17 protein-coding genes and 1 riboswitch are annotated in these 22,841 nt (G+C 67.2%); of the genes, 11 read left to right on the plus strand and 6 right to left on the minus strand.

Going from position 1 to position 22,841, the window contains the following annotated elements:
- Positions 1-57 precede the first annotated feature (57 nt).
- The 3 genes from HLA98_RS15035 to HLA98_RS15045 form a co-directional block, all read right to left on the minus strand.
- Positions 58-1,074: a 3-oxoacyl-ACP synthase III gene (locus HLA98_RS15035; RefSeq protein WP_057499445.1), complete on the minus strand. Its 1,017-nt coding sequence runs from the start codon at positions 1,072-1,074 to the stop codon at positions 58-60.
- Between the two features lie 103 nt (positions 1,075-1,177).
- Complete coding sequence (locus HLA98_RS15040) at positions 1,178-1,495, minus strand: DUF4156 domain-containing protein (protein WP_005407628.1); 318 nt, start codon at positions 1,493-1,495, stop codon at positions 1,178-1,180.
- 139 nt (positions 1,496-1,634) lie between these two features.
- The gene (locus tag HLA98_RS15045; protein ID WP_057499444.1) at positions 1,635-4,484 is read right to left on the minus strand and encodes a M16 family metallopeptidase; all 2,850 of its coding nucleotides are present in this window, start codon (positions 4,482-4,484) and stop codon (positions 1,635-1,637) included.
- A 416-nt stretch (positions 4,485-4,900) separates the two neighbouring features.
- On the opposite strand from HLA98_RS15045, the gene HLA98_RS15050 reads away from it, so the two are divergent.
- Positions 4,901-5,377, plus strand: coding sequence for an XAC0231 family protein (locus HLA98_RS15050; RefSeq protein ID WP_049446162.1), 477 nt, complete (start codon positions 4,901-4,903; stop codon positions 5,375-5,377).
- Positions 5,378-5,446: 69 nt separating this feature from the next.
- Positions 5,447-5,926 (plus strand): tRNA (cytidine(34)-2'-O)-methyltransferase, encoded by a 480-nt coding sequence (locus HLA98_RS15055; RefSeq protein WP_057499443.1) that lies wholly within the window; start codon positions 5,447-5,449, stop codon positions 5,924-5,926.
- Between the two features lie 319 nt (positions 5,927-6,245).
- On the opposite strand, the gene HLA98_RS15060 is transcribed toward HLA98_RS15055, so the two are convergent.
- Both HLA98_RS15060 and HLA98_RS15065 read right to left on the minus strand, forming a co-directional pair.
- The gene (locus HLA98_RS15060) at positions 6,246-6,710 is read right to left on the minus strand and encodes a hypothetical protein (RefSeq protein ID WP_057501018.1); all 465 of its coding nucleotides are present in this window, start codon (positions 6,708-6,710) and stop codon (positions 6,246-6,248) included.
- Positions 6,711-6,792: 82 nt separating this feature from the next.
- Positions 6,793-7,956, minus strand: coding sequence for an acyl-CoA dehydrogenase family protein (locus tag HLA98_RS15065; RefSeq protein WP_057501019.1), 1,164 nt, complete (start codon positions 7,954-7,956; stop codon positions 6,793-6,795).
- 257 nt (positions 7,957-8,213) lie between these two features.
- On the opposite strand from HLA98_RS15065, the gene HLA98_RS15070 reads away from it, so the two are divergent.
- On the plus strand, positions 8,214-9,890 hold the full coding sequence (locus HLA98_RS15070; RefSeq protein ID WP_057501020.1) for an electron transfer flavoprotein-ubiquinone oxidoreductase: 1,677 nt from the start codon (positions 8,214-8,216) through the stop codon (positions 9,888-9,890).
- 64 nt (positions 9,891-9,954) lie between these two features.
- Positions 9,955-10,356 carry a c-type cytochrome gene (locus HLA98_RS15075; RefSeq protein WP_057501021.1) on the plus strand — a complete coding sequence of 134 codons (402 nt, stop codon included), beginning with the start codon at positions 9,955-9,957 and terminating at the stop codon, positions 10,354-10,356.
- On the opposite strand, the gene HLA98_RS15080 is transcribed toward HLA98_RS15075, so the two are convergent.
- On the minus strand, positions 10,350-13,949 hold the full coding sequence (locus HLA98_RS15080) for an ATP-binding protein (RefSeq protein ID WP_057501022.1): 3,600 nt from the start codon (positions 13,947-13,949) through the stop codon (positions 10,350-10,352). The two genes, HLA98_RS15075 and HLA98_RS15080, sit on opposite strands and share 7 nt — an antisense overlap.
- Before the next feature lie 75 nt (positions 13,950-14,024).
- Here HLA98_RS15080 and HLA98_RS15085 point away from each other — a divergent pair, with 75 nt between their 5' ends.
- From HLA98_RS15085 to pnuC, 7 genes are all read left to right on the plus strand, one after another.
- On the plus strand, positions 14,025-14,663 hold the full coding sequence (locus HLA98_RS15085; protein WP_049446154.1) for a response regulator: 639 nt from the start codon (positions 14,025-14,027) through the stop codon (positions 14,661-14,663).
- A 375-nt stretch (positions 14,664-15,038) separates the two neighbouring features.
- Complete coding sequence (locus HLA98_RS15090) at positions 15,039-15,809, plus strand: hypothetical protein (protein ID WP_129550594.1); 771 nt, start codon at positions 15,039-15,041, stop codon at positions 15,807-15,809.
- A gap of 111 nt (positions 15,810-15,920) precedes the next feature.
- Positions 15,921-17,912: a peptidoglycan-binding protein gene (locus HLA98_RS15095; RefSeq protein ID WP_057501344.1), complete on the plus strand. Its 1,992-nt coding sequence runs from the start codon at positions 15,921-15,923 to the stop codon at positions 17,910-17,912.
- A 246-nt stretch (positions 17,913-18,158) separates the two neighbouring features.
- The gene (locus HLA98_RS15100; RefSeq protein WP_049446151.1) at positions 18,159-18,566 is read left to right on the plus strand and encodes a glycine zipper 2TM domain-containing protein; all 408 of its coding nucleotides are present in this window, start codon (positions 18,159-18,161) and stop codon (positions 18,564-18,566) included.
- A 125-nt stretch (positions 18,567-18,691) separates the two neighbouring features.
- Complete coding sequence (locus HLA98_RS15105) at positions 18,692-19,816, plus strand: phosphotransferase enzyme family protein (RefSeq protein ID WP_057501304.1); 1,125 nt, start codon at positions 18,692-18,694, stop codon at positions 19,814-19,816.
- A 43-nt stretch (positions 19,817-19,859) separates the two neighbouring features.
- A riboswitch (TPP riboswitch) is annotated at positions 19,860-19,955 on the plus strand.
- A 70-nt stretch (positions 19,956-20,025) separates the two neighbouring features.
- Positions 20,026-22,215 carry a TonB-dependent receptor gene (locus HLA98_RS15110; RefSeq protein WP_057501305.1) on the plus strand — a complete coding sequence of 730 codons (2,190 nt, stop codon included), beginning with the start codon at positions 20,026-20,028 and terminating at the stop codon, positions 22,213-22,215.
- Between the two features lie 8 nt (positions 22,216-22,223).
- Complete coding sequence (gene pnuC, locus HLA98_RS15115; RefSeq protein ID WP_057501345.1) at positions 22,224-22,793, plus strand: nicotinamide riboside transporter PnuC; 570 nt, start codon at positions 22,224-22,226, stop codon at positions 22,791-22,793.
- Positions 22,794-22,841: the final 48 nt, after the last annotated feature.

Consider the following 22,841-nt stretch of genomic DNA (forward strand, 5'->3'; position numbering starts at 1 on the left):
TTCCGAGCACCGGCCGCGCCCGCCAGGCAATGGCGCAGCAGGTCAGCGGTGAATTTTTTACCAGACCACTTCGGCCATCGAACAGTTCAGGCCGGAACCAATGCCCAGAAGCGCGATGCGATCGCCCTTCTTCAGCTTGCCCAGCTGCTTGAGCTTGCTCAGCACGATCGGCACCGAGGCCGGGCCGATGTTGCCGTGCTCACCGAAGATGGTCATGACCTTCTTCGGGTCGATGCCGAAGTTCTTGATGAACGCAGCCGTGTGCGGCTGGCTGACCTGGTGGATCACGAACTGGTCCAGCTCTTCCACGGCCCAGCCCAGGGCGATCTTGGCGGCGGTGAAGGTCTTCTGCGCCAGCTTGATGCCTTCGATCAGCAGCAGGCGGGTGTCGGTGACCATGCGGTCCAGGTTGCCCAGGCACAGCTGGTTCCACTCGGTGGCCGAACGGGTGACACCGCCCTTGTAGCGCGGCGCGTCCGGCACCAGCTCCGAGCGCGCCATCACCATCGCCGCGGCACCCGAACCGGTGGTCAGGGCAGCCAGCTCGTTGCGGAAATCGTCAGCGGTGACGTCCGGGGCGGTCATGCGCTCCAGGGTCTTCTCGTACACCAGATTGGCAGTCTCGCCATCCACCACCAGCGCGTAGTCGATGTCGCCGCGCTCGATCATGCGCGCCGCGATATCCATGCCGTTGATGAAGGCCAGGCAGGCATTGGCGACGTCGAAGGTCATGCATTCGTCGCTGACGCCGAGGTTGCCCGACACGATGGAGGCCGTGGACGGCTCCAGGTAGTCGCGGCTGACCGAGGTGTTGACCAGCAGGCCGACCTGCGTCGCAGCGATGCCCGCATCTTCCAGCGCCTTGCGGCCGGCCATGGTGGCGGCATCGGACGCCAGCACGCCGTTGTCCCACAGGCGGCGGGCATGGATGCCGGCGATATCGCCGAGCACGTCGGTGCGGATACCGAGGCGATCCAACGTCGGCTGCAGCCGCTCGTTGATTTCCTTGGTCGTCAGCGTATGCGGCGCATCAACGTGTGCCAGGCCGGCGATCGAGACATTCTTGAAGAGCATCGAGGTTAGCGCCAAGGCTCAGGCAAAAGGGGGCGCTATTCTATAACCCCCGGGGCCTTCACCGCATCTTTACGAATTCAGGCTTGGCCGTATGGTGAAGCGTTCAGCGCGGCGGGCACTGGAAAGCGGCAAAGCGCTGGCTGCCATCGGCGGGGGCTGCAGCGGCCTGCACGGCATTGGCGCCGGCGCTCGGGGCTTCGTTGCGGGCCAGGGTTTCCAGCTCTTCCTGCACGCGCAGCGGGTTGCGGTTGTAGAAGCCGACCTTGCTCTTCACGGTGACCACTACCTCGCCCTTGGCGATGCAGCCGGCTGGAACCGGACCTGCCGGCAGTACGCGGGTCGCCTTGCCGGCCGGTTCGATCGGCACCCAGGTACAGGCGGTGACGGTGAGCAGCAGGGAGGAAAGCAGCAGAACGCGCATGGGCAGATCCTGGAAGGGTATGGAGGGATTCTGCCTGAACAGCCTGAATCGAGGGTAGCCGGGTAGGGATCACGGAGTTGCCGGCCAGCGGCCGGCACTACCGGGGAGGCCTGCCCGCCGGGGCGGGCAGGCACATCCCTTATTTCTTGACCGGGTTGCCTTCGGCGTCGATCACCGTCACCTCGCCCAGGTTCAGCGCACGCACGGCCGCTTCGGTCTGCTTGAGGTCACCCACCACCACCCAGGTCAGCGCCTGCGGCTTGATCTCGGCGGCGGCCTGCTGCACCTGTGCCGGGGTCATCGCCTCGATCTCGGCCTTGCGACGCAGCACGTAATCGTCCGGGCGCTTGAACTGCACGATCGAGCCGATGGTCGATGCCACCGCGCTGGCGGTCTCGTAGGCACCGGGCAGGCTCAGGGTCTGGATGTTGCGGATGCGGTTGACCTCGGCGGCGGTGGCCGGCTTGCTGCCGTCGCCGAACGCGGCGATTTCCTTGCGCATTTCCGCCAGCGCCGGGCCGGTCTTGTCGATCTGCACCGGCGCGCTGGCCATCCACGGGCGCTGACCCACCGAATTGACCGCGCTGCTGCGCGCACCGTACGACCAGTGCTTGTCCTCACGCAGGTTCATGTTCAGGCGCGAGGTGAAGTCGCCGCCGATCACGCCGTTGGCGATATCGAAGCGGGTCGAGCTGGTAGCGCTGGACGGCGCCACCACCTGGCCGGCGAACAGGTTGGCCTGCACCGCGCCCGGCTGGTCGATCAGGAACACGCGCGGGCCCTTCGGCAATGCGACGTCGGTGGCCGCCTTCACCTGCGGGGCATCGCCGGCAGCCTTCCAGTCGCCCAGCTGCTTGTCCAGCAACGGTACGATCTCGGCCAGGGTGGTGTCACCGACCACGATCAGGGTGCCGTTCTGCGGGCGCAACCAGTCGTGGTGGAAGTCGACCAGGTCCTCGCGGGTCAGGCCGTTGATCGCTGCTTCGTCACCGCTGCCGGTGAACGGGATGGCATACGGGTGGCCCTTGCCGTACAGCAGCGGCGGCAGCACGCGCATCGCCACCGCACCCGGGTTGACCTTTTCCTGCTGGATGCCGGCGATCCAGGTCGCCTTGACCCGGTCGATCTCGCCCTGTTCGAAGCGCGGCTCGCGCAGCAGGTCGCGGTACAGCGCCAGCGACGGTGCCAGGTTTTCCTTCAGTGCCGACAGGTCCACGCTCATTGAATCCAGGCCGGCCGAAGCATCCAGGCTGGCACCCAGTGCGTCGGCGGCATCGGCGAAGGCCAGCGAGCCGAGCTTGCCGGCGCCTTCGGTCATCAGGCTCATGGTGAAGTTGGCGGTGCCCGGCTTGCGGCCCTGGTCGGCGCTGAAGCCGCCCGGGAACTGGTAGCTGAACTGCACCACCGGAATCTCATGGCGTTCGGCCAGGATCACCTGGGTGCCGTTCTTCAGCGTGGCGCGCTGCAACGCCGGGAACTTCAGCTGCGGGAACTCGCGGGTCTGCGGCACGCCCGCCTTGCGGTCGACCTGCTCCGGCAGGGTGCTGTACTTGGGGTCCACTGCCGGCACGGTGAAGGGCTTCGGCGACTGGCTCGGGTCTTCCTTCAGCGCCACGCGCTCACCCGGTGCGATCACCAGGGTGTGGCTGCCCTTGTCCAGCCACTGTGCGCCCAGGCGGCTCAGGTCGGCGGCACTGGCCTTCTCGATATTGGCCAGCGAGGTGCGGAAGCAGCCCGGGTCGCCAGTGAACACCGCGCACTCGGCCAGCGCATCGGCCTTGCCGCCGAAGCCACCGATGCGCTCGATGCCACGGATGAAGCCGGCACGGGCGCCGGTCTTGGCGCGCTCCAGCTCGGCCGCGGTCGGGCCCTGCTTGATCAGGCGGTCCAGTTCCTCATCGATGATCTTCTCGACCTTGGCCGGGTCCTGGCCCTGCTTCACGGTCGCCACGATCACGAAGTTGGAGCCCAGCTGCGAGGTCGACAGGCCCGAGCCGATGCTGTCCACCAGCTTGTCCTGGTGCTGCAGGCGCTGGCTCAGGCGCGAGGATTTGGCGCCGCCCAGCACTTCGGCGAACAGCTGCAGCTGGTCGATGTCAGTGGTGCCGACCTGCGGCACGTTCCAGGCGCGGTAGATGCGTGCCTGCGGCACCTTGTCGGTCATCGTCTCGCGGGTATCGGCACTGCGCTTGGCCACGTTCACCGCCGGCTGCGCCATGGTCGGGCCAGCGGGGATGCTGCCGAAGTAGCGGGCGACCTTTTCCTTGGCGGTGGCCAGATCGATGTCACCGGCCAGCACCAGCACCGCGTTGTTCGGGCCGTACCAGGTGCGGAACCAGGTCTTCACGTCGTCCAGCGAGGCCGCGTTGAGATCGTTCATCGAGCCGATCACGCCGTGGTGGTACGGGTGGCCAACCGGATACAGCGCCTTGTTGATCTGGTCCCAGGCCTGGCCGTAGGGCTGGTTCTCGCCCTGGCGCTTCTCGTTCTGCACCACGCCGCGCTGCTCGTCCAGCGCGGCCTGGTCGATCGCACCCACCAGATGGCCCATGCGGTCCGACTCCATCCACAGCGCCATGTCCAGCGCGGTGGTCGGCACGTTCTCGAAGTAGTTGGTGCGGTCGGTGTTGGTGGTGCCGTTCTGGCCGGTGGCACCGACCTGCTTGAACGGTTCGAAGTACTCACCGTCGTGGTTTTCGCTGCTCTGGAACATCAAGTGCTCGAACAGGTGCGCGAAGCCGGTGCGGCCGGCCGGCTCATCCTTGCTGCCCACGTGGTACCAGACATTGACCGCAACGATCGGCGCCTTGCGATCGGTATGCACGATCACGCGCAGGCCATTGGGCAGGGTGAACTGCTCGAACGGGATATCGACCTTGGCCGGTGCCGCCTGCCTGGCGGCCAGTGCAGAGGTGGGCGCGAGCGTGCCCAGGGCGGTGCTGAGGGCGACAGCCAGCAGTGCAGCGCGCGGGCGAAGGGCGAGAGACATTTCCGGATCCTTGGTCACATAGGTGAACCCCGATCCTAGCCTGCGCGCGCAACGGCAGGAATCGGCCAGCAGTCACTGGGGGTGTTTTGCCCCGAGGCCCATCCGGCCGGGCTCCAACGGGGCTCCTGAACCGTCACATGCGTCGGCTGAAGGCGTCCGGACAGTGTCCGCAGCGCGGGGAATGGACAGGTGTCCGCCCACCGGACACTTTCGAATCGGAATAAAAGCCTTGTAAATCAACAACTAAAAGTTGGCACAAGGATTGCTTGGTACTCCCTGCGCCAAGAAGGGCTTCAGACGAAAGCTGACTGAAGACTGAACAAATGCAGGAAATCGAAAATTTTCCTTGCAAGCCCAGAATTGGTGTACTACCTTACTACCACACCACCGCTCACCAACACTAAACAGGCCCCGTCATGAACGCCAAGACCATTGCCATCGCCATCGCCCTGATCGCCGGCACCGCGGTTGTTTCGTCGGTGCAGGCCTCCGAATCCATCAAGACCCTGTCCACCGTGCAGGTTCGCCCGGCCGCCGACCAGCTGGCCCAGCAGGCCTGGGAACAGGCCAGCGGCATCCCGACCCTGGCCACCGTGGAAGTGCGCCCGAGCGCCGACCAGCTGGCCGAGCGCAGCGGCTACGTCGCCGCCCCGGTCGCCGCCGCACTGCCGATCACCACCCTGGCCTCGGTGGAAGTGCGCCCGAGCCTGGAACAGCGCGTCGCCCTGGCCGCCGAGCTGGAAGCCCAGCGCTACGCCGCCACCCTGGCCGCAGCCGCCACCAGCGTCGCAAACCAGGTCATCACCAACCTGCCGGCCCTGCAGGTGCGTCCGAGCGCTGCAGACCTGCAGGCCCTGGCCACCGAAACCGCCCAGGTCCTGCTGCGCCCGTAAGCGGTGCCGCCCTGCCCAGCGCAGGGCGTGCGCCGTAAAGGCGGCGGCCGTCGCAGGTACACTGCGCCGATGAATGCCGCGCCCCAGTTCCACGTGATCCTGTTCCAACCGGAAATCCCGCCCAACACGGGCAATGTGATCCGGCTCTGCGCCAACACCGGCGCGCAGCTGCACCTGGTCGAGCCGCTCGGCTTCGCACTGGAAGACAAGCAGCTCAAGCGCGCCGGCCTGGACTACCACGAGTACTCGCGCCTGCAGGTGCACCCCGACCTGGATACTGCGCTGGCGCGGATCGCACCGAAGCGATTGTTCGCCCTGAGCACCCGTGCCAGCGTCCGCTATGACAGCGTGTCGTTCGAAGACGGTGATGCCTTCCTGTTCGGTCCGGAAAGTCGTGGCCTGCCGCAGGACGTGCTCGATGCGCTGCCCGATGGCCGCCGCCTGCGCCTGCCGATGCGGCCGGACAACCGCAGCCTCAATCTTTCCAACACCGTTGCGGTGGTGATGTACGAGGCGTGGCGGCAGCAGGGGTTTGCCGGCGGGGCGTGAGGCCATGCTTCTCCCTTGCGCCCGATTGCTGAAGCGCACGCATGCGTTCATGGGCGTTACTTTTCTTTCCGCGCGGAAAGAAAAGTAACCAAAAGAAACGCGCCGCCATCCGCGAGCCGGTGCTGCGCACCGGTACCCGGCGCTCCTCGGCCCGCCGGGGGACGGCGCGGAACTCGCTGCGCTCAGACACCCGCGCCTCTTCGCCCCCGCCGGACCTGCGGTGCTCGGCTCGCTTCAAGGCGGACCCAACAGCCGGAAGACATCCTCGCCATGCGTGGATGTCTTCCGGCTGGATCAATCAGGTGCGGGCGCCATGGCGTTACCTGGAACGCGTGCGATTGCCCACAGAAGAAAACTCCAGACCATCAATATCAGCATGCGTGCCGCACAATCCCAAACCCGTTGCCGTCGGGTCGATTCCGCCGGATAAGACTCTCAGCACACCTGCATGTTTCTCGATAGCCACTGTGCCTAGTTCGGACTGATGAATCAGCTTTCCGCCCTCTGGCTTCATGTGCAGCACAAAGGAGCAGACGTGCTGCATCGCCTGGGTACTGTGCAGCTCAACCCTGTAGCCCAGTGATTCTCCGACAATCGACAGGCTGTCCCTGAATCCATCGCGGCAACTACGCCCGCTGCCCGGTTCGGTACACAGATCGCTCGCCTGCGAATAGCTGCCTGCCCATGCCCCATCATCCCTGTTGCCTGCCCACGCCATCTGCAGCACGGAGGCTTGGAAGAGCCGCGGGAGGCACAGCAGCCTTACAGAGGGACTGTTCTTCATTCAGCTTGCATCTCCGGATAGGCGTCCTTTGCCGCCCACCCTACTCGGCAATGCCGGCCAGCGGCTGGCACAACCGGTGCACTCAGAACGCGTTGATGCCGGTCAGTTCGCGGCCGATCACCAGCTGGTGCACGGTCTCGGTGCCTTCATAGGTGATCACCGATTCCAGGTTCAGTGCATGCCGGATCGCCACGTGTTCGGTGGTGATGCCGGCCCCGCCCAGCAGGTCGCGACACTCGCGGGCGATGTCGATGGCCATGCGGCAGTTGTTCCACTTGGCCAGGCTGACCTGCTGCGGCTGCAGCTGCCCGGCTTCCTTCAAGCGCCCCAGCTGCAGCGCCAGCAGCTGCGCGGTGGTGATGCGGCGGGCCATTTCGGCCAGCTTGATCTGCGCGCTCTGCGTGGCCGCCAGCGGGCGGCCGAACAGCACGCGCTCCTTGGCATAGCCCAGCGCTTCATCCAGGCAGGCGATGGCCGCACCGATCGGCCCCCAGCTGATGCCATAGCGGGCCTGGGTCAGGCAGCCCAGCGGGCCCTTCAGGCCCTTTACGTTCGGCAGGCGATGACTGTCCGGCACGCGCACGTCATCGAAGAACAGCGCACCGGTCAGCGACGCGCGCAGGCTCATCTTGTGCTTGATTTCCTGGGTGGTGAAACCGGCCATGCCCTTTTCCAGCACGAAGCCCTGGATGCCGTCCTCGGTCTGTGCCCAGACGATGGCCAGGTCGGCCACCGGGCCGCTGGTGATCCACATCTTGCTGCCGGTGATGCGCCAGTCGCTGCCGTCGCGCACCGCGCGGGTCTTCATGCTGGCCGGATCGGAACCACCATGCGCCTCGGTCAGGCCGAAGCAGCCGATCAGCTCGCCGCGCGCCATTGCCGGCAGCCACTGCTGGCGCTGTTCCTCGCTGCCATAGGCGTGGATCGGGTACATGCACAGCGAGCTCTGCACCGAGACGAAACTGCGCAGGCCCGAATCGCCGCGCTCCAGCTCCTGGCAGATCAGGCCGTAGCTGACTGCGCCGAGGCCACCGCCGCCGTACTCGGTCGGCAGGGTCGCACCGAGCAGGCCCAGTGACGCGATCTCCGGCACCAGTTCATCGGGGAAGCGGGCCTGGTCGAAGGCATCGCCGATGATCGGCAGCACGCGCTCGTTGGTGAAGCGGGCGACGCTCTCCTGCACCGCGCGCTCTTCCTCGTTGAGCAGGGAACGGACATCGAACAGATCGTACGGATGCAAAGCCATGGCACTCACGCGCAGTCAGGACCCGAGCATTGTCGGTCATCCGGACAGAGCGTGCCGACCAAGGTCGGCACCCACCAGAGCCGCGGCCCTACGCTGCATCGCAGCAATCCGGGTGTGAACATCGGCGATCTAGCTCGATCACGCGCGGCCCGGTACCCTGACACATTCAAACAACCGTTTCGCCCGTGGCCGCACGCGCGATTCCCAGGCACCGCCGGTGGCCCCGATGCCGGCACTACCCACGAGTCATGCAATCGATGAGTGCTGAAGCCAACGCCCTGCCCCCGCGTGAAGTCATGGAATTCGACGTGGTCATCGTCGGTGCCGGCCCCGCCGGCCTGGCCACCGCGATCCGCCTGCGCCAGCGCGCGATCGAAGCCGGCCGTGAACTGTCGGTCTGCGTACTGGAAAAGGGCTCCGAGCCGGGTGCGCACGTCCTGTCCGGCGCGGTGATGGACCCGCGCGCACTGACCGAACTGTTCCCGGACTGGGCCGAGCGCGGCGCACCGCTGAAGCAGAAGGTCACCCGCGACGAATTCCTGTTCCTCAGCGAAACCGGCGCGCGCAGCACGCCCAACGCGCTGCTGCCGGAGTGCTTCCACAACGAAGGCAACTACATCATCAGCCTGGGTGAAGTGACCCGCTGGCTGGCGCAGCAGGCCGAGGCGCTCGAGGTGGCGATCTTCCCCGGCTTCGCCGCCGCCGAAGTGCTGTTCGGCGACAACGGTGAAGTGATCGGCGTGGCCACCGGCGACATGGGCATCGAGAAGGACGGCAGCATCGGCCCGGCCTTCGAGCGCGGCATGGCACTGCAGGCCAGGTACACGATCTTCGCCGAAGGCGCGCGCGGGCACCTCGGCCGCCAGCTGATCGCCCGCTACGCGCTGGACGAAGGCAAGGACCCGCAGGCCTACGGCATCGGCATCAAGGAACTGTGGCAGATCGACCCGGCCAAGCATGAGCCGGGCCTGGTGGTGCACGCCGCCGGCTGGCCGCTGGACAGCGACACCTATGGCGGCGCGTTCCTCTACCACGCCGACGGCGGCAAGGTCGCCATCGGCTACGTGGTCGGCCTGGACTACAGGAATCCCTGGCTGAGCCCGTTCGAGGAATTCCAGCGCTTCAAGACCCATCCCTCCATCCGCAAGCATCTGGAGGGTGGCACCCGCATCGGTTACGGCGCGCGTGCGATCACCGCCGGTGGCCTGCTGTCGTTGCCGAAGACGGTGTTCCCCGGTGGCGCCCTGGTCGGCTGCGAGGCCGGCTACCTCAACGCCAGCCGCATCAAGGGCAGCCACGCTGCGATCAAGACCGGCATGCTGTGCGCCGACGCCGCGTTCGACGCGCTGGCTGCTGATCGCCAGCACGATGAACTGAGCGCCTACCCGAAGGCCTTCGAAGCCAGCTGGCTGTTCACCGAACTGCAGCAGGCCAAGAACTTCAAGCAGTGGTTCAAGAAGGGCCAGACCGTGGCAACCCTGATGACCGGCGTGGAGCAGTGGCTGCTGCCCAAGCTGGGCGTGCGCAATCCGCCGTGGACGCTGCACCGCACCCAGCCGGATCATGTCTGCCTGGAACCCGCGTCCAAGCACACCCGCATCGCCTACCCCAAGCCCGATGGCGTGCTGACCTTCGATCGTCTCAGCTCGGTGTTCCTGAGCAGCACCAACCACGACGAGAACCAGCCCAGCCACCTGACGCTGAAGGATCCGAGCATTCCGGTGAAGGTGAACCTGGCCGAGTACGCCGGTCCGGAAGCGCGCTACTGCCCGGCCGGCGTGTACGAGTTCGTCGGCGAAGCCGACAGCGCGCGGCTGCAGATCAACGCGCAGAACTGCGTGCACTGCAAGACCTGCGACATCAAGGACCCCACCCAGAACATCGTCTGGGTGACCCCGCAGGGCGGCGGCGGCCCGAACTATTCGGGCATGTGATTGCTCCGGGCTGCGACGGCGTGTCGCAGCCCGGCTGCTCGACCGCACCGCTATCCTGCCGCCCATGCGCGCCGACCGCCTGCTCATCGCCATTGCCGTGTCCCTGCTCGCCACGGCCTGCCAGCGCCCGCCTGCTGCGCCCGCCACGCCGGAACAGGCCCGGCAGCAAGCCATGCAGCGCGCGTTCGAACTGTGCGCCGGCTGCCACACCGTGCAACCCGGGGGCATCCACCGCTTCGGGCCGAACCTGCACGGCGTGATCGGTCGTCGCGCCGGCAGCCTGCCCGACTACGGCTACTCCGATGGCATGCGCCGCGCCGACATCACCTGGACCGCGCAGACGCTGGATGCGTTCCTGCAGTCGCCCACCCACATGGTGCCCGGCACGCGCATGTACAACGCCTTCCCCAGCGCCGAACGCCGCGCGCTGGTGATCGCCTACCTGCAGCAGCAGCCGGCTCAGTGAGCCAGGCGCTGCAGCTGTTGCTGCAGCCGCGCCACGAAGGCCGCCACTGCCGCGAACAGCGACGCCACATCGGTTTCCATCGCATCCTGCAGGCGCTCGACCAGTGCATTGGCCTGCCCGGCCAGCACCGTCGCCCCCACCGCGCCCAGTCCGCCGGCCTGCCGATGCAGGTGCAGCGCGGCAGTCTCGCGGTCACCGGCCTGCACGGCGCGCTGTACGGCCGCCAGATCGCCTTCGCTGGCCTGCAGCAGGCTGTCACGCAGCTGCTCGGCCACCGCGCGCGAGCCGAAGCGCTGCTGCAGGGCCGCCAGATCAGGCAGCGTATCGCCATCGTCGGCCGCCACCTCGACCACCGGCACCTCGAACGACTGGCCCTGCGCCTGTGGCAACCAGCGCAGCAGCGCGGCGCGCAACGTTGCCAGTGACAGCGGCTTGGCCAGCACCTCATCCATGCCCGCCTCACGGCAGCGACGTGCATCGTCATCCAGCACGCTGGCGGTCAGTGCCAGCACGGTCAGCCGCGGCTGGCCATTGCGGCCTTCGCGTTCGCGCAGCAGCCGGGTGAAGCCAAAACCATCCAGCACCGGCATCCGGCAGTCAGTGATCACCAGATCGAAGCTCTCCGACGACAGCCGATCCAGTCCCTGCTGGCCGTCACCGACCATCACGTGCGGCACGCCCAGCTGCTGCAGGCGCCAGGCCATCATCGCCTGGTTGGTCGGGTGGTCCTCGATCACCAGCACCCGTGCCTCGCGCAGCGGCGCAGGCAGCAGCGCCATCTGATCCTGCTCGGCCACCAGGGCTTCGACATCGCCACTGCCGGCCTCCACCAGCGACAGCCGCACCTCGGCGCGGGTGCCCTCGCCCAGCGTACTGTGCAACACCAGCTCGCCGTCCATCATCTGCACCAGACGCTGGCAGATGCTCAAGCCCAGCCCGGTGCCGCCGTGGTCTCGCTGGATGTAGGCACCGGCCTGGGTGAACGGCGCGAACAGGTGCTGCAGCTGTTCCGGTGCAATGCCGATGCCGGTATCGGTGACACTCAGGCACAGCGGCTGAGCCCCCTCCTCGCTGGTCGGCCCCAGCACCTCCAGCTGCAGGCGAACCTCGCCCTGCGCGGTGAACTTGATGGCGTTGCTGAGCAGGTTGAACACGATCTGGCGCAGGCGTACGCCATCCACTTCGTGGGCCGGCGCCAGCTGCGGGTCGATCTGCACGTGCAGCGCCAACCCACGTGCACTGGCCTGTGCGGAGAGCAGGCGGCACACGCTCTCCAGCAACGGCCGCAGTGGCTGCGGCACCGGCTCCAGGCGCAGTGCGCCAGCCTCCAGCCGTGAGTAGTCGAGGATGTCGTCCAGGATCTGCCGCAGCATCTGCGCCGAGTCCTCGATCACCCCAAGGATGCGCTGCTGTTCGGTGTCCAGCGGCGAATGCGCCAGCACTTCCAGCATGCCCAGCACGCCACTCATCGGCGTGCGGATTTCATGGCTCATGGTCGCCAGGAAGCGCGACTTCGCTTCCGCCGCCTGCTCGGCCTCGGCCTTGGCCGTGACCAGGGCGTCGGCCTGTGCACGCGCCTCGCTTACATCCACCCAGTAGCCACTCCAGGTCACCGCACCGGCTTCGGCGGCATACGGATGGGCCTGGCTGCGCACCCAGCGCGCGCCTTCGCCCCCGGCGCGCAGGCGGAACTCGAGGATCAGCGGCGCGAACTGGCGCGCGGCCTGTTCGACGGCCTGCAGGATGTGCGCGCGATCGTCTTCTTCAATGCGTTCCAGCAGCATGCTGGCATCCTGCTCGGCCTGCTGCCGGCTGATCCCGAACAACGCCTGCAGATCACCGGCGATGAACGGAAAACTGAGCACGCCATCAGCGCTGCGGCGTGCCTGGTAGACCACCGCAGGCAGGTTGTCGGTGACCTCGGCCAGTCGCTGTTCCAGATGACGCCGGCCGGTCACTTCGCGGCGCAGGCGCCAGTAACCGATGCCATGCACCAACAACGCGGTCAGCAGTACCAGCGCCAGTGGCAGGCCCCAGTGCAATGCGCTTTTCCAGTCAACGCCAGTGCGATACTCCACCGCCAGCCAGTCGCCACGCAGCGCCTCATGCTTGCGCGGCGTCATCTGCAGCAGCAGGCGGTCGAAGGTGGTCGCCAGTGCGGCATGCCGCCGCTCCACCGCCAGCACCAGCTGATCATTGAAGCCTGCCGGTGCAGCGACCTGCAGGCGGCCGGGGAAACGACTGCGCAGCAGGTAGTCGACCAGCGCCAGATTGCCCACGTAGGCATCGGCCTCGCCATCAAGCAGTCGCTGCATCGCCTGTTCCGCACTGCGTGCCGCCATGATCCGGGCCTGCGGTGCCTGCTGCAGCACGTAGCCCCGCACACGCTCGGGATCGGACAGCAGCACGCGCTTGCCCTGCAGGTCCGACATGCCCAGCAGGGCTGGGCTGTCGACGCGGCTGACGATCACGTTCGGCACACTGATGAAGGGCTGGCTGAACACCCAGTCCGGCCCCAGGTAGCGCGAATCGGCCGGGATTCCCATCACCGCCTGCAGCTCGCCACGGCGGGCCTTCTCACGCAGCTCATACCAGTCGTGGCTGCTCTCCGGCTGCAGGTTGGCGCCGGCCTGCATCAGACGGCGCAGGTACTCACTGGCCAGGCCGCTGGGCTTGCCCTGCTCGTCGGTAAACGACAGCGGCGCCGCGTTCGGTGCGAAACCGATCTTCAACGGCTGTTCCAGCACCCGCTTCTCTGCCCGGCTCAGCGCCAGCTGCGCTGATGCCGACCATTGCGGCGGCGGCAGCCAGCGTTGTGCCAGCGCGTCCCGTTGCGACTGGCTGGTTGCCGTCAGCGCGAGGTCCAGCGCTTCGGCCAATGGCTGCTTGCTGTTGGGTACACCGAAGTGCAGGCGTTCGGGAGGCAGATCGCTCGGCCGCAGCAACACCACGCCCTGCAGGCGCTGGGTGGCGATCAGTTCGGTGGCGACATAGGCATTGCCGATATAGACATCAGCTTTGTCGTCTCTGACCATCTCGAGTGCCGCCAACGAGCTGTTTGCGACAAGCTGACGGGCCTGCGGAAAACGCGCGCGCACCTGCGGGCCGGTCAGGAAGTCCTGCTCGATCACCACCCGCAGTCCATCCAGATCGGGATTGTCCGAGGCACGCAGGTCGTCGGGGCGGCCCACCAGAGCCAGCGGTGCCTCGCCATAGGCGGCGGTATAGACCATGCAGCGGGTGCGGTCGGCACTCAGACCGACATTCATCACCACATCGATCTCGCCACGACATGCCGCATCCAGCACGGAGGTCCAATCCGGAAAACGACGGGCCTCGACCTTCACACCCAACTGACGGGCAAGAAGCGACAGATAATCCGGGCCCAGACCTACCTGCTGGCCATCACGGAGTGACTCGAATGGTGGCCAGCCGCTGTCATACTGCCCCACGACGATGCTCGGATGGGTGGCCAGGTACTCGCGCTGCAGGGGACTGAGCGGCAGGAGGCCAGGAACGGCCTGCGCCAACGCTGCCGGCAGCGCCAGCAGGGCCAGCAGCAGGACCAGTCCGCGAACAGCCTGGCTACGCATCGGCGACGATCTCCTAGAATCCTGCCAGGGACCGCGATGGTCGCGGCCCAGCCAGCCCGGTGGCCATACTAGAGCATGAGCTTGCGCATCATCATCGCAGACGACCACCCGGTGGTCCGTATCGGTACCCGCGCCGTCATCGAATCGAGCGGGGTAGGCCGCGTGGTCGGCGAAGCCGACAGTGCACAGGCGCTGATGGCCCTGCTTGGCAGCCAGCCCTGCGACCTGCTGGTCACCGACTACTCCATGCCCGGCAGCCCCCAGGCCGACGGTTTCGCCATGATCGGCATGATCCGCCGCCGCCATCCCGACCTGCCGGTATTGATGCTCAGCGTCTCCAACAACCTGGCCATCCTGCGCATGGTGCTCGACAGCGGCGTGCTCGGCCTGGTCGACAAGAGCTCGTCGATGGACGAACTGCCGCAGGCCATCCAGGCGGTCTATCGTGGCCAGCCCTATATCAGCCGCAGCCTGCGCGAGCGGGTCGAGACCGCCGGCAGCTGGCGCATGCGCGAGGGCGACGGCAAGCCGCTGTCGCCGCGCGAGGTGGAGGTGCTGCGGCTGCTTGGCACCGGCATGACGGTGAAGGAAATCTCGCTGCAGCTGCACAAGAGCGTCAGCACCATCAGCCGGCAGAAGGGTGACGCCATGCTCAAGCTGGGCCTGAAAGGCGACGCCGAACTGTTCGACTACCTGCGTGACGGCAGGATCTGAGAGCCGGCTCACACGCCGGGGCCAGCCACCGCCCTCTTTGATGTGCTGCGGATCTGTGCCAAGATGGCCCGGCATGAGTTCTCAATGCGAGGTCGAAGGAATCGACCGGCTCATGTCCTCGCTCCCGTCCCTGGTGGATGGGGTGCGGTTTCCTGCCGGCCGTCTGGCCCGGCAACGCTGACCATGGAGAGGCGCATGCATCACCCCCCTGAGCTACGTTGGACCCTGCCGTTGCGGCCCCTGCGCGCATTCGCGGCGTGCCTGCTCGTCTCTCTTTCCGCTGCCGCCTGCAGCGCCGCCGATCCGGCCCCCTCGTCCTCCCAGCCTGGCGCCCCTGCGCAGGCTGCCAATGCGCCCCGACAGGATGTTGCCCCGATGCAGACCCCCACCCCCGATGCCGCCGTCATCCCGCCCGACGCGCCGACCGTGATGTATTTCACCTACCAGGTGGACGGCGATGGCGCGACCTCCTACGAGGTCCAGAACGGCAGCGTGGCGACCTTCTGGTTCGGCCACACCTTCACTCTTGATGGCACCACGTACTACACAGGTTTCTCCTGGGATACCCGCGAGCACTACGGCAAGCCGGGCGAGCAGACGCCGGCCGGTCCGGATGACCGCGCCAACCTCGCCGAGGCCACCTTCGTGCTGGCCGGCACCGACGCCAGGAAGCCATGGAAGTTCCGTGGCCAGGAATGGACCATCGGCGCACTGGGCGCGTACGACAAGGCCGACGATGTCGATACCCGGCGCAAGCCGCTTGAACATCGCACCACCGACGGCCGCCTGCTGCTGGCGGTGCCGACCAGCAGCTTCGACCGTGGCATCAGCAGCACCGGCTATGCGCTGCTGCTGTTCAACCCCAAGCGCAGCGAAGACGACGTGGACAGCAAGGTGTGGCGCTATGTCGGCTCGGTGCGCACCGGTGAGGACAACAGCGCGGCCTGCGACGAAGGCAACGTGATGCCCTGCACCGACAGCGATGGCGAACTGGCCTTCGTTGCCGACGGCAACGGCCTGCCGCGACTGACCGTGACCTTCAAGGGCACCACCATCGAAGCCCCCGGCAAGACCCGCGCTCTGGGTGCCGGCGACGCCGTGCACTACACCTTCGACAGCGCGACCCAGCAGTACGTCGCGCCCTGATAGCACCCGCCACGCGCGGGTTACCTGTTGACCGACATGTTCTTGACTCACGGATGAGTCCGGTTGGCGATTCGCGGCATGCGCCGCTCCATCAACCCCGAGGAAAACGTCATGGCACAGCATGACTACAGCAGAAAGGAAGTCCTGGACATCGTCGAGCAGGTTGCCCGGCACAAGGGCATCCCGGTCGATGACTTCATGCGCTTCGCGCACATCGAGACCGGCGGCAGCTTCAACGAGCGCGCCCACAACACCTCGTCCGGTGCCAAGGGCCTGTTCCAGTTCGTGCCCGGTTCCGCGCGCCAGTACCACCTGACCGGCCACGAGTTCGACCCCACCCGCAACACCGAAGCGGCCGCGCAGATGTACCAGGACAACCTGGACTCGATGGCGCGCCGCAACGAACGCACGGGCCAGCCGTACCTGTCCGGCGGAGCGACGCCAACCGGCCTGGATCTGTACCTGGCCCACCAGCAGGGCAGCGCCGGCTATGGCTCGGTGCAGACGGCCATCGCCACCGGCACCTTCGGCGTGGTGCGCAACGGCCATGGCGAAGAGATCAACATGCGCCGCAACGTGCTCAACCAGATCGGTTCCGATGCCAAGGCGCTGACCGGCCACACGCTGGCCGAGATGCGCGGCATGAACGATGGCGACCTGGCGCGGACGTTCTCCAGCTACTACATCCACAAGTACGCGGCGATCAGCATCCCGGAAAAGAACATTGCCCCGCAGACGGTGGCGCAGGGCCAGGGCCAGTCCCCGGCAGCGCCTGCACAGGCCAGCGCAGCTGTGGCGGCGGGCGCAGCCACGCTGGCGGCAACCGCAACGGCGGCCGCCGCGCCGAAGCCGGGCATTGAACTGCAGGCCGCCTACGACGCAGGCCTGAAGTACGACCACGTGAAGTACGCCATCAACATCCCGGGTCACGCGCTGTACGTGCCGGGCAAGACCGGCAAGAACGTGGAGCAGGGTTACATCGATTGCTCCGGCTGGGTCGGCACGCTGCAGAACCGGACCATGGACGAGATCAACCAGAAGGCCGGGCACGCGGTGTTCAGCAAGGCCGACCGCATCGACCTGGGCAACCTGGGTTCCGGCGGCATCGTGCGCAAGGCGTTCGACCAGTCCGGCGTGCTGCTGGACCGCGACGCGGTCCTGAAGCCCGATGCGCTGAAGGAAGGCATGATCATCGGCCTGGATACGGCCAGGACCCGCCACGAGCACTGGAACGGCATCGACCACATCGTGATGGTGGTGCGCGACCCCAACACCGACAAACTGCTGATCAGCCAGTCCACCGGCAGCAAGGGCGTGCACACCATGCCGGTGGAGGACTACCTCAAGCAGGTGAAGGACCACCCGAACTGGAAGCTGTACGCCTCCGATCCGCTGTCCAAGGCGCGCGACCTGCTGGAAAACCGCACCCAGTCGCACGAGCAGACCCAGGGCAAGCCAGCGGCCGAGCACAAGGCCGCTGCCACCCCGCACGCCGAACTGTACAAGCAGGGTGCGCACAGCGAAGGCGTGCGCAAGGTGCAGGAGCAGCTGGGCCACCTCGGCTACGTCGGTGCCGACGGCAAGCCGCTGGTCGAGGATGGCCGCTTCGGCCGCAACACCGACGCGGCGGTGCGCCAGCTGCAGAAGGACAACGGCCTGGTGGCCGACGGCATTGTCGGGGCGAAGACCCTGGAAGCAATCAAGGACGCACGCGAACGGCCGTTGCTCAACGACGAACGGCATCCGCGCAATCCGTTGTTCATCCAGGCCAGCAAGGGTCTGGAGCTGATGCCGGCAGGCACCTTCAAGGATCGCCACGCGCTGGAAAGCGCCGCCGCAGCCCTGACCAAGGAGGCGCATGCTGCCGGCCTGCAGCGTATCGACTCGGTGGTTCCCAGCCCGAACGGCGAGCGTCTGTTCGCCGTGCAGGGCACGATCGGTGACCCGGCGGCCAGCCGCGTCGCGGTGGAGACGCGGGCGGCCAGCGAACAGAGCCTGGCGCTCAGCAGCGGCGCGGTGCAGGGTGCGCCGAACGTGCTGCACCCGCAGCAGGACGCCCAGCAGGAGCAGGCCCGGCAGGCACAGAAGGCGATGGGCGTTTAAGCCCGCAGCGCCTTGGCAGAGAAGGGAGGGCCACGCCGGCGTGGCCTTTTCCCTTTCTGCCAGCTGAGCGGCCGGGGCCGCTTTCAGCCTTGCTTCATGCCGCCTGCCGCTAGATGAATGCGCAAGCCGCACGGTGGACCAGGCAATGTTCCGGCAATGTTGGAACGCCAGCGTGGACACCACGGCAGCCGGGGCGCCCCGCGCCCTCCCTGCCCAGCGTGGCATGCACCTCACAGGAGAACGAACATGCTCAGTACTTCCGCACTCAGCTTCCGTGGTCTGGCGATGGCTCTGGCACTGGTGGCCGGTGTGGCCGTGGTCAGCGATGCCAGCGCGATGTCGAGGAAGGACAAGCGCACCCTGGTCGGCGCCGTGGTCGGTGGCGTGGCCGGCAACCTGCTCTCCAACGGTGATCCCGCCGCCACCGTCGGCGGTGCCGTGGCCGGCGGTGCGATCGGCAACCTGACCACCTCCGATCGTCGCGACCGTCGCTATTACGACAACCGCTACTACAACGACCGTTACGACCGCCGGTACGATCGTGGCTATTACCGCAGCGGCTACTATGACCGTGGCGACGACCGCCGCTGGCAGCGCGAGCGTTACTACGACAACCGCTACTACCACGACCGCGGTCGCCATCGCGGCTGGTAAGCAGGGCGGCATCCTCCATGCCGATGCACGGGCGGGCGGGTCGATGACCCGCCCGTTTGCGTTGGCCGCGTGCATGGCGTTGAATGCGCAGCCTTGGATGTGACTCTCCCAACCGGGGCTGCGGCATGACGTCTTCCTCCCATCGCGTGCAGGGCCTCAACAACGACGAGGTCGCTGCCGACTGGCCACCGATCAGCGCGGCGGACATCGCGTGGCTGAGTACGCGTTACCCGCAGCTGGGCGGGCACAGCCAACCGCGCTGGCACAGCCCACGGCCGCTGTCGGCCGCCGCCATCGTCGACGGCGTGGACGGTGCGGTGTTCATCAAGCGCCACCACCACAGCGTGCGCAGCGCGGCCTGCCTGGAAGAAGAACACCGCTTCATCGCCCATCTCGCCGCCGCCGGCGCGCCGGTGGTGCAGGTGCTGCCGGCGGTTGATGGCCACACCGCGGTCGAACACGGCGAATGGACGTTTGAACTGCACGATGTCGGCGTGGGCGACGACCTGTACCGCGACGCGGTGTCGTGGTCGCTGCTGACCGATGTTGCGCAGGCCCGCGAAGCCGGGCGCGCACTCGCACAACTGCACCGTGCCTCGGCCAGCTATCACGCGCCCCAGCGCAGCACCCATGTGCTGGTCGCGCGCGACGATCTGATCCGCGCCGACGATCCGATCGCGGCCATCAAGGCAGGGCTGCATGAGCGCCCCGGGCTGGCCCGCTATCTGGCGCGCATTCCGTGGGAAGTGCAGCTGCAGCGTGACGTGCTGCCATGGCATGCCGGCCTGGCCCAGCGCCTGCGCGACGAGCCACGGCTGTGGGCGCACAACGACTGGCACGTTTCCAACCTGCTGTGGCGCGATGGGCAGGTCGGTACCGTGCTGGATTTCGGCCTGGCCTCGCCCACCAGCGCACTGTTCGACCTCGCCACCGCGATCGAGCGCAATGCGGTGGCGTGGCTGGAACTGGAGCGCGGCACGCAGGCGGTGCGCATCGATATCGCGCTGGCGTTGCTCGACGGCTACCGCCAGGTGCTGCCGCTGCCGGCGGCACGCGTGCACCTGCTGGCCGACCTGCTGCCGATGGTCCATTTCGACTTCGCACTGTCCGAAGTGGAGTACTTCGAAGGCATCACCGGTTCGACCGCGAACGCGGATGTGGCCTGGCAGCCCTTCATGCTGGGGCATCCGGCATGGTTCCACAGCGCGCCGGGGCAGGCACTGCTGCAGGCGCTGCACGCGGCAGCCTGAAGGGCACCGACTCGCAAATCCGTACCATTTGTAGTGAAATGGTCACCTGAAGCGGGGGTGCCTGGATCTGCCAGGCTGAGAGAGTCCCTTGGAACCTGATCCGGTTTGCACCGGCGTAGGGAGCTTTGAGCCGCAGCCACACCCCCGTCATGGGCCGGTGCACCTGCGCGCCGTCGCTTCGTCTCCCTTGTTGTCCGAAGACGAACCGAATGAACCGCTGCCTGCGCCCCACCCTGCTCTCCCTCGCCCTCTGCGCCGCCTTGCCGCTGCATGCCCGCGAGGCCGAGGCGTCCCCTGATGTGGCTGCCACCGGCGCCGAGCGCTCGCCCACCGAGCTGGCGGCGGTGCGCGTGCAGGCCGGCAAACCGAAGGCCGATACCTCGCGCGTAAACGCCTTCGGTGGCGGCAGCTGGAAGGACACGCCGGCCTCGGTGAACGTGCTCGAGCGCGATTACCTCGACCGTCGTCAGGTGCGTTCATTGTCCGAGCTGGCCAGCAACGATGCCTCGCTGGGTGATGCGTATGCACCGGTGGGCTACTACCAGAACATCGCCATCCGTGGCTTCGCCCTTGACGCCGCCACCGGCTATCGCTTCAACGGCCTGTCCATCGCCGGCGAACAGCGCCTGGCGCTGGAGAACGTGCAGTCGGTTGAGATCCTCAAGGGTGAAGCCGGCCTGGCCGCAGGCGTGATGGCGCCGGGCGGCATCATCAACTACATCGGCAAGCGCCCGGCCGAAGTGCGCACCGCCACGCTCGGTACCGACTCGGAAGGCTCGCGCTACGTCGCCGTCGATGTCGGCCACTGGATCACCCCGCGTTTCGGCCTGCGCCTGAATGCCGCATGGGACTCCAGCAATTCCTATGTCGAGCACGCCGATGGCCGCCGCAATTTCTATTCGCTCGCCGCCGACTGGCTGATCGGCGAGCGCGGCAAGCTGGAGGTGGATGCCAACTACCAGACCAGCTCGCAGCGTTCGGTGTCCGGTTACCAGCTGCTGGGCGCACGCGACCTGCCGCGCGGCGTCGACCGCGAGCACCTGCTCGGCTACCAGCCGTGGCAGCGGCCGGTGGATATCGCCAGCACCAACATCACCGCCCTGCACACCTACGACTTCAACGAGGCCTGGCAGTCGCGCGTCTCGGTCGGCCACAGCCGCTCGGTGATCGATGACAACGTCGCCTTCGCCTACGGCTGCTACTACGCCGTGCAGTGCGCCGATGGCAGCGTGCCGGGCAACTACTTCGCGCCCAACGGCGACTACGACGTCTACGACTACCGCAGCCCGGACGATACCCGCCGCAACCAGCAGGCCCGTGCCGAACTGCGTGGCCGCTTCGAGACCGGCAGCGTCGGCCATGAGCTGACCCTCGGCGCCGACTACTTCCGCCGCACCGTGGACAGGCGCCCGAGCGTCAACGAGTACGTTGGCACCACCAACATCCACGACGCACCGGTGCCGGTGTTCGCGCCGTCGCCGAAGATGCCGGGCCCGTCCGCACGTCGCCTGGACAGCCGCCAGACCGCGTTCTTCGCGCTGGACCGGATGAGCTTCGGCGATGACTGGCAGTGGCTGGCGGGTGGCCGCTTCGTGCGCCTCGACGAGCGCGCCTACGACAAGCGTGGCACCCCGCAGCGGCACAGCCGCCTGTCGCGCTTCCTGCCGCAGACCGCGGTGGTGTGGAAGGCCACCGACCAGCTCAATGCCTATGCCAGCTACGTGCGCGGCATTTCGCTGGGCCAGGAAGCGCCGTTCTGGACCAGCAATGCCGACACCTTCCTGCCATCGGTGCAGTCGCGGCAGCTGGAAGTAGGCGTGAAATACGTGCCGGTCGAGGCGCTGACGCTGGGCGCGGCGGTGTTCCGCATTTCGCAGCCGTACCAGTACGCCAAGCCGGACAACAGCGACGTCGGCTACACCTTCATCGAAGAAGGCACGCAGACCCACACCGGCCTGGAGCTGACCGCCAACGGCCAGCTGACCGATGCGCTGCAGATCGTGGCCAGCGCCAGCGTACTGCAGGCGCGCGCGCGCGACACCGGCACGCCGGCCTATGAAAGCCATCAGCTGGTGAACGTGCCGAAGGTGCGTGCCGGCGTGCACGTGGCCTACGCGCTGCCGTTCGTGCAGGGCCTGGATGTGACCGGTGGCTGGCGCTATGCCGGTGCCAATGTCGCCCGCGCCGACGGTGGGGTGCGCGCACCGGACTACTCGGTGTTCGATGCCGGCCTGCGTTTCCAGCATCGCCTGCATGAGCGCGCAGTGACCTGGAACCTGTCGGTAGACAACGTGTTCAACCGCTTCTACTGGCGCGATACCGGCAGCAGCGGTGGTGACTACTACCTGTTCCCCGGTGCACCGCGACAGGCCCGCCTGTCGGTGACGTTCGCGCTGTGAGCGGCGTGATGCTGGAGTGGACCGCCGCGCTGTGCAGCATCCTCGGCGTCTGGCTGATGGCCCGGCGCCGGCTGGCAGCGTGGCCGGTGGGCCTGCTGTCGGTGACGCTGTACGGTCTGGTGTTCGCCGAGGCCAAGCTGTACTCGGACACCCTGCTGCAGGTCGCCTTCGGCGGCTTCCTGGTCTATGGCTGGCTCAACTGGCGGCAGCACGCCGCCGATGAAGGCAGCATCCGCATCGTGCCGCTGGCGCGCGGCAAGCTGCTGCGCGACCTGGCCATCGGCCTGTGTGGCGGCGTCGCGCTGGGTGCGGCCATGCACACCTTCACTGATGCCGCACTGCCCTGGTTGGACGCGATGCTGACCGCGCTGAGCCTGGTCGGCCAGTGGTGGCAGGCGCGCCGCCACGTGGCCTGCTGGTGGGTGTGGATCGCGGTGGACGTGGTCTATGTGGGTGCGTACCTGTTCAAGTCGCTGCACGTGACCGCCGCGCTGTACGTGTTCTTCCTCGGCCTGGCCGTATTCGGCCTGCGCGCATGGAGCGCCGCCGCGCGTGAACCGCAGGTGGCAACCCGGTAGAGCCACGCCATGCGTGGCTGTTAGGGGCAATCGGCGCGCCATCCACGC

Source organism: Stenotrophomonas africana (genome assembly GCF_013004645.1).
Classification (GTDB): domain Bacteria; phylum Pseudomonadota; class Gammaproteobacteria; order Xanthomonadales; family Xanthomonadaceae; genus Stenotrophomonas; species Stenotrophomonas africana.